16 protein-coding genes are annotated in these 11,421 nt (G+C 41.9%); 4 read left to right on the plus strand and 12 right to left on the minus strand.

What is annotated here, in order from left to right:
* Positions 1-15 precede the first annotated feature (15 nt).
* From NCWK1_RS24630 to NCWK1_RS29240, 3 genes are read right to left on the minus strand one after another with little or no spacing between them, the layout of a single operon-like run.
* Entirely contained in the window at positions 16-2,007 is a 1,992-nt protein-coding gene (locus tag NCWK1_RS24630) for an ATP-binding protein (protein ID WP_103126527.1), read from the minus strand.
* A complete protein-coding gene (locus NCWK1_RS24635; RefSeq protein WP_096582812.1) occupies positions 1,994-2,173 on the minus strand; it encodes a hypothetical protein in 180 nt (59 codons plus the stop codon). The genes NCWK1_RS24630 and NCWK1_RS24635 overlap by 14 nt, the downstream gene beginning before the upstream one ends.
* Positions 2,146-2,307 (minus strand): hypothetical protein, encoded by a 162-nt coding sequence (locus NCWK1_RS29240; RefSeq protein WP_187308239.1) that lies wholly within the window; start codon positions 2,305-2,307, stop codon positions 2,146-2,148. Before NCWK1_RS29240 ends, NCWK1_RS24635 begins: the two co-directional genes overlap by 28 nt.
* A 273-nt stretch (positions 2,308-2,580) precedes the next feature.
* Between NCWK1_RS29240 and NCWK1_RS24640 the strand changes: the two genes are divergently transcribed.
* Positions 2,581-3,786: an HhoA/HhoB/HtrA family serine endopeptidase gene (locus NCWK1_RS24640; protein ID WP_103126528.1), complete on the plus strand. Its 1,206-nt coding sequence runs from the start codon at positions 2,581-2,583 to the stop codon at positions 3,784-3,786.
* 51 nt (positions 3,787-3,837) lie between these two features.
* On the opposite strand, the gene NCWK1_RS24645 is transcribed toward NCWK1_RS24640, so the two are convergent.
* The 3 genes from NCWK1_RS24645 to ispD form a co-directional block, all read right to left on the minus strand.
* Positions 3,838-4,185 (minus strand): DUF760 domain-containing protein, encoded by a 348-nt coding sequence (locus NCWK1_RS24645; RefSeq protein WP_096582808.1) that lies wholly within the window; start codon positions 4,183-4,185, stop codon positions 3,838-3,840.
* A gap of 146 nt (positions 4,186-4,331) precedes the next feature.
* Positions 4,332-4,886, minus strand: a complete 555-nt coding sequence (gene scpB / locus NCWK1_RS24650) for an SMC-Scp complex subunit ScpB (RefSeq protein ID WP_096582806.1) — start codon at positions 4,884-4,886, stop codon at positions 4,332-4,334.
* A 187-nt stretch (positions 4,887-5,073) separates the two neighbouring features.
* The gene (ispD, locus tag NCWK1_RS24655; protein WP_103126529.1) at positions 5,074-5,766 is read right to left on the minus strand and encodes a 2-C-methyl-D-erythritol 4-phosphate cytidylyltransferase; all 693 of its coding nucleotides are present in this window, start codon (positions 5,764-5,766) and stop codon (positions 5,074-5,076) included.
* 176 nt (positions 5,767-5,942) lie between these two features.
* Here ispD and NCWK1_RS24660 point away from each other — a divergent pair, with 176 nt between their 5' ends.
* Positions 5,943-6,902, plus strand: a complete 960-nt coding sequence (locus NCWK1_RS24660; RefSeq protein ID WP_103126530.1) for a glycosyltransferase family 9 protein — start codon at positions 5,943-5,945, stop codon at positions 6,900-6,902.
* Between the two features lie 169 nt (positions 6,903-7,071).
* Here NCWK1_RS24660 and NCWK1_RS24665 read toward each other — a convergent pair whose 3' ends face one another.
* The 4 genes from NCWK1_RS24665 to NCWK1_RS24680 form a co-directional block, all read right to left on the minus strand.
* Complete coding sequence (locus NCWK1_RS24665; RefSeq protein WP_340641214.1) at positions 7,072-7,335, minus strand: hypothetical protein; 264 nt, start codon at positions 7,333-7,335, stop codon at positions 7,072-7,074.
* A gap of 124 nt (positions 7,336-7,459) precedes the next feature.
* Positions 7,460-7,930 (minus strand): CRR6 family NdhI maturation factor, encoded by a 471-nt coding sequence (locus tag NCWK1_RS24670; protein ID WP_096582800.1) that lies wholly within the window; start codon positions 7,928-7,930, stop codon positions 7,460-7,462.
* Between the two features lie 53 nt (positions 7,931-7,983).
* A complete protein-coding gene (rdgB, locus tag NCWK1_RS24675) occupies positions 7,984-8,568 on the minus strand; it encodes an RdgB/HAM1 family non-canonical purine NTP pyrophosphatase (protein ID WP_103126531.1) in 585 nt (194 codons plus the stop codon).
* A gap of 105 nt (positions 8,569-8,673) precedes the next feature.
* On the minus strand, positions 8,674-10,110 hold the full coding sequence (locus NCWK1_RS24680) for a phosphoglucomutase/phosphomannomutase family protein (RefSeq protein ID WP_103126532.1): 1,437 nt from the start codon (positions 10,108-10,110) through the stop codon (positions 8,674-8,676).
* Between the two features lie 37 nt (positions 10,111-10,147).
* Here NCWK1_RS24680 and NCWK1_RS29245 point away from each other — a divergent pair, with 37 nt between their 5' ends.
* Entirely contained in the window at positions 10,148-10,342 is a 195-nt protein-coding gene (locus NCWK1_RS29245) for a hypothetical protein (RefSeq protein WP_146034042.1), read from the plus strand.
* Between the two features lie 35 nt (positions 10,343-10,377).
* On the opposite strand, the gene NCWK1_RS24685 is transcribed toward NCWK1_RS29245, so the two are convergent.
* On the minus strand, positions 10,378-10,587 hold the full coding sequence (locus NCWK1_RS24685) for a hypothetical protein (protein ID WP_103126533.1): 210 nt from the start codon (positions 10,585-10,587) through the stop codon (positions 10,378-10,380).
* 1 nt (position 10,588) lies between these two features.
* Positions 10,589-11,017 carry a PIN domain-containing protein gene (locus tag NCWK1_RS24690; protein ID WP_103126534.1) on the minus strand — a complete coding sequence of 143 codons (429 nt, stop codon included), beginning with the start codon at positions 11,015-11,017 and terminating at the stop codon, positions 10,589-10,591.
* 215 nt (positions 11,018-11,232) lie between these two features.
* Between NCWK1_RS24690 and NCWK1_RS29750 the strand changes: the two genes are divergently transcribed.
* Positions 11,233-11,403, plus strand: coding sequence for a hypothetical protein (locus NCWK1_RS29750; RefSeq protein ID WP_187308240.1), 171 nt, complete (start codon positions 11,233-11,235; stop codon positions 11,401-11,403).
* Positions 11,404-11,421 lie beyond the last annotated feature (18 nt).

The raw sequence follows: 11,421 nt of genomic DNA on the forward strand, positions 1-11,421 counted from the left end.
GATAGTTTCCTGATGTTAATGGTGGATTTGGGTAGGGTTAGGGCAACAAAACCAGGACAACAATGTGGTGTAAAGCTTTAATAAAATTGGATGACGTTGAAACATTTGATAAATTTCATTTGGTGAAGTTGTGTCAATATCTGGATTCTGCTGTGAAAGTCTCCGGATCAGTTGACTATGGCGAATTAGTAGTTCAGTTGGGTTGAAGATGGGGGTTGTGGATGAAATAAAGCCTTCAGCATCAGATGTATAAGCTGATGGGGGAATGCTGGCGATCGCAGCCGCAGCAGAACTTTGACTATCCTCGCCTACTTCAGGGTTTTCTACGGCAAAATTCACCGGTATCTGTATCCAGAATTCTGTGCCTTGACCTGGTTGAGAACGACATTTGAGAAGTCCTCGGTGTCTATCCACAATAATTTGATGGCTGATGGCCATACCCAAACCAGTTCCCTTACCAATCTCTTTTGTCGTGAAAAATGGATCGTAGATGCGTTGTACAATCTCTTCCGGCATTCCTGGGCCGTTGTCAGCGATGCGAATTATCACCCACTGATTGTCTAGATTTTGGGTGCGAATGGTAATGGTCGGGCATGTCATTTTTTCTATGTCATTTGTCAATGGTGATTCCTTTAAGACTAATGACTCTTCTAAAGCATCAATGGCATTGGCCAAGATGTTCATAAACACTTGGTTTAACTGTCCGGGATAGCACTCAATTAGGGGAAGTTTGGCATAGTCTTTAATAATGGCAATTTCTGGGTGATTGGTAGTCGCTTTGAGGCGATGGCGGAGAATCATCAGCGTCCCGTCAATTCCATCGTGGATGTTGACTGCTGTCATTTGGGCTTCATCGTGACGAGAGAAGTTTTTCAGGGATTTGACAATTTCTACGATGCGATCGCTCCCTAGTTTCATTGAATCTAGGAGTTTGGGCAAATCCTCTATAATAAATTCCAAATCGATATTGTCTAATTCTGATTCCAGTTCTGGAGGAGCTACAGGAAAGCATTTTTGATACTCTAGCAGCAGATGCAATAAGTCTTGTGCATACTCGGAAACACACCGCAAGTTGCCGCAAATAAAGTTAACTGGATTGTTGATTTCATGGGCAACTCCGGCAATAAGTTGTCCCAAGCTGGACATTTTTTCGCTTTGGATTAATTGAGTTTGTGCTAGTTGCAAATCTTGCAGAGCCTGTTGGAGCCTTTCTGTTTGGGCTTTAGCTTGGGCTGTTGCTTGAATGCTTTGCTCATACAGCACAGCTTTTTCAATGGCTACTGCGGTTTGAGAGGCAAAAATACTCACAAGTTTGAGATGTTCGGCTTTATATGCGTCGATTTTGTTTGAGCCAATAGCGATCGCTCCTAGTATCCGTTCTTTGGCTTGCAATGGTACGCAAATTAGCGCATCAACGTTTTTTTCCCCCCATAATCGCGGATCTGCTTGCACATCATTAACGAGTTCTGCACGACCAGATTGCACAATGCTGCCAATAATGCCTTTAGCTGATGCTATTTGACTGTGGTCAAAAAACTTGCCAAAATCGGCAATAATTTCCAAGGTAGTTGCATCAGGGCTTAAGAGCATTAGCACCCCCGCAGATGATTCAATTAATTGACTCATTTCCTGAAGCACGAGTTGGGCAATTTGTCGCGTATCCAAACTCGTCGTTAGTTGAGTCGAGATGTCCTGAAACAAATCAATTTCCTGATATCGCTCTAGTAGTTCTTTCGCTAGTTCTTTTTTCTCGACTTCTTGTTTTGCCAGCAACGAGAGCAAGGTTGCGACTGTGTTTGTCTGTTCTTCTCCAACCACCCAACCGATTTTTTCGCCTGAAACCTCGATGGGATAGCGGTTTTTGCTAGTTTGTTCTCCAATACTAATCAGTTGTGTGCCATCTATCAGTTCAATCTCAATGGCGCTGTTGATTTGGCTGGCTAAGTTCTGAAGCAAAGAGGATAAATCTTTTTTACTCAGAATTTTTCTGAGGCTAACTATGGACATACAACACCTCATCCATAGAAATTTCCTCCGCCCCTGCTACTAAGTTTTTGCTTTGTAGCTGTTGCTGTTGAATATTTTGTTCAAATTGTACATTTTCTAGGAGAATCCTACCTTGAATGGACAACCTCTTGAGAATTTCTAGGCGATCGCGTGTAAATAATTCCATAAACTGTTTGAAGACAATGGGGAATTTGTCAGCATAATGAATACCCAATAAACTAAAGTCCGACCCCCAGAATAAATCTTCCTGGTGATGAGATAGCCAGAAATTGGCACAGTTGCATCAGCGCAACTATCCATTTTTCTCGCTGCTTTGTCACAGGAAACAATTGTCATCACAGTCTAGGGATCTAATCTTGATCAATTAAGACTAGTCTTCCCAGAAATATTAGCCGTATAACTATAAATGGATGTTGGTGATTCTCTCAACGCGTCAAGCTCTGGCCTAATCACCAATGTCTAAGTTTCAATATTTATTAAGCAACTCTATGTTAAATTTATCTGTCCACTGACCAATTGCTTGACTACACTTAGAAATTAGCAACTGCATTGCTGTCCTTAAGCGTAATTATTATGAATTTATCTTTGAAGCAACTGGCTATTTATTTATCTTTACTGTTGGTTGGTGGTGGTGCAGGTCTGTTTGGTAGTCGCTATCTCTTGACGCAAAATCACTCATTTCGAGAGTTAAGAAATGTGACGGCGGCTTTACCTCCAGAATCTGTCACCCCCTTAGCCCCTAGCGGTACTATTGGAGCTACTGGTGGAGATAACGTGAATTTTATCGCCACAGCAGTGCAGAAAGTAGGCCCGGCAGTAGTACGTATTAATGCGACTAGAAAAGTGGCAAATCCTATCTCGGAAGCTTTGAAAAATCCCCTATTACGCCGCTTTTTCGGGGAAGAAGAACAAGCAATTCCCCAGGAGCGAATTGAGCGCGGTACAGGGTCAGGATTTATTTTGAGCGAAAATGGTGAATTGCTGACAAATGCCCACGTTGTAGCTGATACAGATACAGTCCAAGTTACCCTCAAAGATGGTCGAACTTTTGAGGGAAAAGTATTAGGTATTGATACGATTACAGATGTGGCGGTTGTGAAAATTCCCAGTGATAACTTGCCGACAGTGAAACTGGGCAATTCTCAAAATTTGATTCCCGGACAGTGGGCGATCGCTATTGGCAATCCTCTAGGTTTAGATAATACTGTTACCATCGGCATTATTAGCGCTACAGACCGCACTAGCGCTCAAGTTGGTGTCCCAGAGAAACGTGTGAGTTTCATCCAAACTGATGCAGCTATTAACCCAGGTAACTCTGGCGGGCCATTGCTAAATGCCCAAGGTGAAGTAATTGGCGTGAATACAGCAATTCGCGCTGATGCCCAAGGATTAGGTTTTGCCATTCCTATTGAAACCGCCGCCCGTGTTGCTAAAGAACTATTTACTAAAGGGCGGGTAGATCATCCTTTTTTGGGAATCGAAATGGCAGATTTATCTCCCACAAAAAAACAACAAATTAATCTCGAAAACAAGCTGAATATCAAGCAAAATACTGGCGTGGTGATTAAGGGAGTTCTCGATAACTCGCCAGCAAAACGGGCAGGACTGCTCCCTGGAGACGTAATTCAAAAAGTGAACGCAAAGCCCGTTAAAACAGCCGCCCAAGTGCAGAAACTAGTAGAGTCCAGCACAGTTGGAGATATCCTCGTACTTGAAATCAACCGCAGTGGCAAAATACAGACTTTAAAAGTGCAGTCAGGTATTTATCCCAAAAAATAGTCATCAGTCAATAGTTAATAGTCTCAAGTATTTTTGACTGTTGACTATTGACTATTGACCGTCAGATAAATAATCTAACTGCATTCTTTGTTCCATCTGCCGCAAGAAATACCCCGTCATCATTGCCGATGCTAATAGCCCAGCGAGATTCTCTCGATCTGTGGTAATTTGCACATTGAAGTTTTCTGCGGGAAGCATCCCCACCAGCCCTTGGACGTTTTGGGAAATGATTTGCTTAATTTCGGGGCTGACAGACTGGGCGACACGCGCTAGAACATCAGGAGACTGATGCTGCAAATATTGGAGTAACTGATTGGGGTTTTCCTCAAAGTTCTCGCTTAGAAGTTGATTCGGGTGTTCCTCGGAGTTGTCATTCAAAAAGTCAGGATCAAACACCATTGGCAGTCTTTTTTAGCTTAGTTGCTAATTCTACTCTAAACCATAGTACAAGGGTAGCGTCTTTTCCACAGGTATGGGTTTTATATCTACCTGAAAGAAGGCGTTCTAGAAAATAGTGGCAATTCCCAAAATCTTTTTCCTAGCTTCTATTCCTTAACATCTTCTAATTCATCTTCGATAGTTAGGTCTAGTTCTAGTTGTTGTTCTTGAATATCAAATGGTTGGGGAAGTTGCTCTATTTGGAAGTACTGATGAAATTTGGGTGTTACTTGTAGGGAGTAAGAACGGGATTCGTTATCTCGGCGTTTTTTGACAAAACCCAGTTCGACTAATTCAGGAACGTGTTGATAAACACCTGAACCCCGCAGGTTAATTAAATCGCTTTGCAGGATGGGACTATTGAGAGCGATCGCCGCTAATGTCCGCAATGCACCTACTCCTAATTCTACCGGAATCAGTGTTTGCACTAAGTCTTGAAAATCAGACCTCAGTTGTAGGCTATAACCATCCGTGGTTTCCACCACTTCTAAGGCGCTGTCTCTGCGGGCGTAATTGTCGATAAGTTCAATTATGCCTTCTTGGGCAGTCGCGCGATCGCAAGCGGCATACTCGGCTATTTCGCTGAGGGATAAGGGTTTACCCTTCAAGTAGAGAATCGCTTCTATTTTAGTTGCTGTCTTGGTCGCGGTGGCTGTTTTCATTGGGTATTAGTCAATAGTCAATGGTCATTAGTCATTAGTCATTAGTCATTAGTCACTTTTAACTGACAACGGATGACTGATAACTGACAATCAACAAGTGTGTGGGATTATACTTTGTTTTGTTGCTAAAGTCAAAGCAAAGCTTAATAAGTCGTAATTATCAAAAGTGGTGAGTAAAAATAAAGTACTAGCCCCTCGCTCTTTCTCGATGACTCAGGATAAATTCTGCGATCGCTAAATCTTGGGGAGTGGTAACTTTTAAATTTGTCTCTTCACCTTCCACAATCCGAACTTCTATACCGCACTTTTCAAATAAAGCCGCATCGTCTGTCACTTCCCAACCTTGACGTATACCTTCGGCGTGGCACTGTTTCAATAACTGGACATTAAATCCTTGGGGAGTCTGTGCAGCCCACAAATACTTTCGGTCAGGGGTACTTTGAATTATGCCACTGTCATCAACAACTTTAATCGTGTCTTTCACAGGTATGGCAGCAATTAAACCACTACAATGGCGAATTGCTGCCGCACAAGCATTAAGTAAATTCGGTGTAGCTAAACATCTCGCACCGTCGTGAATTAATACCTGCTCTGCCTCTGGTGGTAACGCTTGCAAACCGTTGTACACCGATTCTTGCCGGGTAGCACCGCCAATAATAAATACCACAGGTTTAGTTAGGGGCAAATCAGCAATGATGTTCTTAAAATCAGACCAATCACTAGGTTGAGAAATAATTCCAATCCATCTGATAGAACTCGCCGCTTCCGCCGCTAACAAAGTCCAAGCAATAATTGATTTTGAGTGTACTTCAAGAAAAAGTTTATTCCGGTTACTACCCATTCTTTTGCCGACACCAGCAGCAGGAATTAATAAATACACAAAATTCCTCACTTAAAAAACTAATGAAAAATAAAGGTTGAAGTAGACACAAAAAGACTTACAGCAGTCTCCAAAGATACAATTTCAGACTTCAGACTTCAGACTTCAGACTTTCGTTAAATATCCAATACCTATATTCCCCTAAAATAAGGAGCGAGTAAGCGTCAATAATTATTATGCGAGTAGTAGCCCTTGTACCTGGCGGAATTGGCGACCAAATTCTCTTCTTTCCGACTCTAGATGATCTGAAGCGTTATTATCCCAACGCCAAAATAGATGTCGTTACGGAACCCCAGTCAAAGGCTGCCTACCGGGTGAGCAAGTCTGTTCACGAGGTACTGACCTTTGATTATAAAGATCGCAACAGTCTAGCAGATTGGGGTAACTTGGTAGGCACAATTCGCGATCGCGAGTATGATGTCGCCATTGCTTTTGGGCAAAGCTGGTTAGTGGGACTGATGCTCTGGTTAACCGGGATTCCCATGCGTGTTGGCTTTCAAGGCAAAGGAGCAGCTTTTCTGACTCATACCGTGCCGTTTAATCCATCTCAGTATGTAGCGGCGGCGTATCACGAGTTGCTCAACCCATTTGGTATGAACACGCCTTTGCCAGAGTTAGCCGTAAATGTGCCAAAACCAGATATTGAATGGTCACAAAATGAACAAAAACGTCTGGGGGTAAATGAAACAGGCTACGTCTTGATTTATGGAGGTGTTGATTCAGCCTTGCGAGCTAAGGGTGCTGATAAAATTTATCCTGTTGAGAATTGGCAGCAGATTATTCAAGAGTTTCACCTGAAGCAGCCAGATATGCCTGTAGTTATGATTCAAGGTGTGGATGATGAAAAGTTTGTGCGATCGCTCCGAGCATCCTGTCCAGAAATTAAGGTGACATCGCCTGATAATGTAGGTAAGTTAACAGCCATGATTGCAGGTGCAAACTTAATGCTGTCTACCGAAAGTGCAGCATTACAGTTGAGTATTGCAGCCCAAACTTATACCATCGCTCTACTTGGCTCTTCAGATCCAGGCAAGTTGTTACCAAAAAGTGAAAAATTCCTCGCCATTAAATCCCCCACTGGGAAAGTAGCAGATATTTCACCAACAACAGTTTCTGAAAAAATTTGGGGCGGCTGATTCAATTTTGGATTTTGGATTTTGGATTTTAGATTGGGAATCGTCTTCTAAGTCTAAGTTCTGTAAATCTGTTTGTTGCGATCGTTATTTTTATTGCTATCATCAGCAATCCTACAAAATAAAATGGTGTGGTGAAAACTGACCAACTAGTGTCAGCACCACACCATTTTTATTTATCACGATTTCTACTAAATCTAGCAATTAATTCCTCTCGTGATAATTGCATCAGTAAAGGAGTGAATTCGGCTGGTGGTAACTCGAATATTTGCTCAATAATTGCTTGTAACTCATTGTCTAATGAGCCAAAGCGTACTTGTAGTAAATTTTCTACAACCAGACGCTCTCCTTGTTTAATTCCCTCTTGTCGGCCTTCTTGTCGCCCTTCTTGTCTAACTTGTTCTTTATCTTGTTGATACAACGGTGTCAGTCGCATAATTAATTCCCTGTCCTCTTCTTCTGGAGTTGGGGATATTACCAAGTTTTGCTGCAAGTTGTACAGCAATTCTAACGTTGCCTGTTTACAGACGAAAACGCAAAATTCGCCTGTAAATCATTATTTAAAACATTTCAAACAAACCGTCATCTAATTCATAACCCAGCATTTGCGCCATAGATTTGAGCCGCGATGAACTGGGGATTTCTTGTTCTTTTAACCAATCAGTCAAAACAAATATTTTGTGCATTAAAAATATTTCTAATGCTTCAGGATTATATTGAATGCCTTCTTTAGTACTGAATTGATGTGGTACAAGCATGGCGGTGTAACGAGCTAATTCCCCGGCTTTCCAATCTAGTAAAAAAGGTAGCCAGGGATATTTAGCATCTAAGCGAATAAACCATAGTCGTAACTCAGGAACTTCGGAAAGTTCGCGGGGATCTCCAGGGTCTAGAGGATAATCGAGATTAAAGCTTAATTGCTGTTCATAAGAGGCGGCTCCCTCTTTTAGCAGTGGTTCAATTACTGTTAAAGCGGGTGACAAATCTAAGTTGTTAATCGAGTCTGTATTGAGTGCGATCGCAATAGTCATAGTAATTTGTGAATGGTAATTGCTACGTCTATAAAAATTAGGAATGAGAAACTTTACTCAGCACTCAGTATTGTACTCAGTTGTGGTATCAACGCTGCAAAAGCATTGCCACGATGACTAACCGATTTTTTCACCTCTGGTGACATTTGGGCAAAGGTTAATTGCTTTTCGGGAACGTAGAACACAGGATCATAGCCGAAACCACCATCACCACGGGGTGCATAAAGAATTTCACCTCGACAAATCCCTTCGCATTGTAAAACTATTTCACCATCAGGACGGGCGATCGCTACTGCACAGGCAAATTGTGCTTGTCTGTTAATTTCGTCACCTAGTTCTTTAAGTAGCCTCGCAATCCTGTCTGCGTCGGTTTTGCCATAACGCGCCGAATATACTCCTGGTACACCATTCAAAGCATCTACCTCTAAGCCAGAATCATCAGCGATCGCCCATTCTCCTGTAGCTTTAGCAACTTCGGAGGCTTTAAGACAGGCGTTAGCTGCAAATGTATCCCCTGTTTCTTCAACTTCTAGTTCTTCTGGTTTGAGCGTTAATTCCCAACCAGAATCAGCCAGATAAGCTTGCATTTCCCGCAATTTACCTGCATTGCTTGTAGCGACTACGAGTAATTTGGTCATCATTAGTCAATGGTCAATGGTCAATGGTCAATAGTCTATAGTGTTTTCTTACTGAAGATAAACTTTTGCCTTTTTGACTATGGACTCTTGACCCTTGACTAAATTTTACTCTGCCCACTGTCTCGCCCAATCAAGGGTGTGATGTACTTGTTCGATGGTTGCGGCTTCGCAGTAGAGGCGCAAAACTGGTTCAGTACCACTAAAGCGAATCATTAACCAACTTTTGTCAGCGAGGCGGAATTTATAACCGTCGATTGTTTGACAATCAATGACAGCTTTCCCAGCAATTTCTGTTAAGGGTTGGGTTTGCAGTTGTTGCAAAAGACGCGATCGCACTTCCATACTAGCTAAGGGTAAATCGATGCGATCGTATGCAGAATTAAACCCTGTTTGTTGTTGCAAGTCAGAATAATATTCGCTCAAATCTCGCCCAGATTCGACAATCGCTTCTAAGACATACAATGCTGAAAGTAGCGCATCTCGTTCGGGAATGTGGCTACCGTAGCCGATACCACCAGATTCTTCGCCGCCCAAAAGTACTTGTGCGACTAACATTCTATCGGCGATGTATTTGTAACCGACTGGTGTTTCAAACAGTGACAGATTGTGCAGTGCTGCTACAAGGGGAATCAAGTCGGAACCACTGACTGTTTTGATGATTTCACCTGTAAAACCACGTCGCAAAGTTAAATGGTCAATTAATATCGGGATTAATATCTGCGAACTTAAGAAGTTAGCGTCTTGATCTACCGCCGCAATGCGATCGCAGTCTCCATCAAATACTAAACCAACAGTTAAACCAGATGGATTGGTTTGTTTGTGACTTTTAATAACTTCAAATAAGCCAGAAAGATATTTTGGTAATGGTTCCGGCGCACCGCCACCAAATAACGGGTCACGGTTGCTGTTGATTTCTTTGACTTGATCACCTAATAATCTTGCTAGTCCGCCAGCTGCTGCACCGTGCATCACATCAGCGAATACTGTCAGCTTACCAGAGGCGATCGCTTCTCGAATTTTGGCAATATCAACTTTCCCTTCCAGGCCTGTGGTGTAACTAGGCCAAGGGTCAAACTTTTCTAATTTTCCAGGAGTAGCCGCTTTTGGCACCCCCTCGGATAATAATGCTTCTATATCTTTAGTAACTTCTGGTGATACCGACCCACCAAAGTATCCTTTGACTTTTAAACCTAAATATGAGCCAGGATTATGACTAGCTGTAATTACTAACGCCCCCAAAGCATTGAGTTGTTTAGCAGCCCAGCTAAAAGCCGGAGTTGGGGCGAATGATTCACTCAGCAAAACATCAAATCCGACGGCGGTAACAGCATCAGCAACAGCACGAGCGAAGTCTTCCGCCATAAATCGGCGATCGTAACCGACTATAATAGTCCGGCTACCAACTGTAGAGAAATAAGTATCATATAAGACTTTAGCGGCTACTGGCGCTACCAGAGCAAGACGTTCAAAGGTGAATTCTTCACCAATTACGCCTCGCCAGCCATCTGTACCAAATTTGATTGCGTTAGCTACAACTGGCATTGGGATATCCTAACTGTCCATCTGAGGATTTTAGCACTTGTTCAGTAAATCGAGTAAAAAAAGAGTCTATTTACTAGCGCTGATTGCTGAGGAATTACTGTCGAAGTGTGAGTATCGTAATTCTCTTTATCTCTCAACCCTGACAAGCGATCGCACATCATTTTATAATTTAGCAGGAGCGATCGCCCTCAAAACACCATCATTCCAATTGAAAACACGACACTTCGAGTAAAAAGCTCAAGCGATCGCCCCTTCTATCTTGGAACACTAGGCTTCATTTTGATACGCTTTAATTTTGGTATATAAGCTGGCAACTGTTTCTTGAGCAAATAGTTTTTCTTTTAGTTGCAAATAGTCGCCTTCATTTAATTTACAAGTTGCCCAAAATTTCATCACCTTTGATGGTTCTAGGTGAGTGAGTAACACCTGCATTACTTCTTGTAAATTTTCTTGCTCATTAATAACTTTAATTTCCATTTTATACCTCTAAAATAAAATTATTGGGGTTGAGAACTGTGAGTGATAAATTTTGACATCGGTTGATTAATCTTTTGTCACAGGTGATAAAGTAATCACTTTGAGAAGCTTCGGCACACGCTACATGAAGTGCATCAATAGGTTTAACACCTTGTTGTTCTAGTTGTTCTGCCCTAATTCTAATATTTTCATCTACTAATATTCTCAATGTAGCTATTTGTAGGTATCGCTCCATTGATTGCTGATTGACGACAAAAGGGTTACGACTATTTTCATATTCTAAAACTGAAGAACTAACTAATTCTATCAATCTTGCTTCCACCATTTGTAAAATTAAGATAATCGCTTGTGTCTCTAGAAATACTTTTGGCTGTGTTTGGTCGTCAAATGGACGATTATAAATACTGGTATCTAGATAAACCCTAGTCATATAGAATTTTGTAAAATTTTCCCTTAAAATAAGCGATCGCCATCACAATTATCTCTCAACTATCACAGGCGATCGCACATCATTTTATAATTTAGCAGGAGCGATCGCCTCCACAACACCATCATTCCACCTACAAACACGAAACTTCGAGTCAAAATCTCAAGCGATCGCCTTCATACCACCATCATTCCCCCTCAGAACAGAAACATTCTCGTTTGGAACCAAAACGTCCTCACTTGAAACAAGAACGTTCTCGTTTGAAACAGGAACATTCTCACTTGAAACGAAAGCATTCTCGTTTAGAACCAGAACGTTCTCGTTGGGAACAGGAACATTCTCGTTTAAAACAAGAAACTTCGAGTTCTGAACATGAAACTTGGAGATAAAAGCTTGATTGATGAGGT

Origin of the sequence: Nostoc cycadae WK-1 (assembly GCF_002897135.1) — a bacterium.
Lineage (GTDB): Bacteria > Cyanobacteriota > Cyanobacteriia > Cyanobacteriales > Nostocaceae > Nostoc_B.

Coding starts and splice junctions, on each gene's coding strand:
- NCWK1_RS24630 (WP_103126527.1), bottom strand. CDS start 2,007: ATGTCCATAGTTAGCCTCAGAAAAATTCTGAGTAAAAAAGATTTATCC.
- NCWK1_RS24635 (WP_096582812.1), bottom strand. CDS start 2,173: ATGGAATTATTTACACGCGATCGCCTAGAAATTCTCAAGAGGTTGTCC.
- NCWK1_RS29240 (WP_187308239.1), bottom strand. CDS start 2,307: ATGGATAGTTGCGCTGATGCAACTGTGCCAATTTCTGGCTATCTCATC.
- NCWK1_RS24640 (WP_103126528.1), top strand. CDS start 2,581: ATGAATTTATCTTTGAAGCAACTGGCTATTTATTTATCTTTACTGTTG.
- NCWK1_RS24645 (WP_096582808.1), bottom strand. CDS start 4,185: ATGGTGTTTGATCCTGACTTTTTGAATGACAACTCCGAGGAACACCCG.
- scpB (WP_096582806.1), bottom strand. CDS start 4,886: ATGAAAACAGCCACCGCGACCAAGACAGCAACTAAAATAGAAGCGATT.
- NCWK1_RS24660 (WP_103126530.1), top strand. CDS start 5,943: ATGCGAGTAGTAGCCCTTGTACCTGGCGGAATTGGCGACCAAATTCTC.
- NCWK1_RS24665 (WP_340641214.1), bottom strand. CDS start 7,335: ATGCGACTGACACCGTTGTATCAACAAGATAAAGAACAAGTTAGACAA.
- NCWK1_RS24670 (WP_096582800.1), bottom strand. CDS start 7,930: ATGACTATTGCGATCGCACTCAATACAGACTCGATTAACAACTTAGAT.
- rdgB (WP_103126531.1), bottom strand. CDS start 8,568: ATGACCAAATTACTCGTAGTCGCTACAAGCAATGCAGGTAAATTGCGG.
- NCWK1_RS24680 (WP_103126532.1), bottom strand. CDS start 10,110: ATGCCAGTTGTAGCTAACGCAATCAAATTTGGTACAGATGGCTGGCGA.
- NCWK1_RS24685 (WP_103126533.1), bottom strand. CDS start 10,587: ATGGAAATTAAAGTTATTAATGAGCAAGAAAATTTACAAGAAGTAATG.
- NCWK1_RS24690 (WP_103126534.1), bottom strand. CDS start 11,017: ATGACTAGGGTTTATCTAGATACCAGTATTTATAATCGTCCATTTGAC.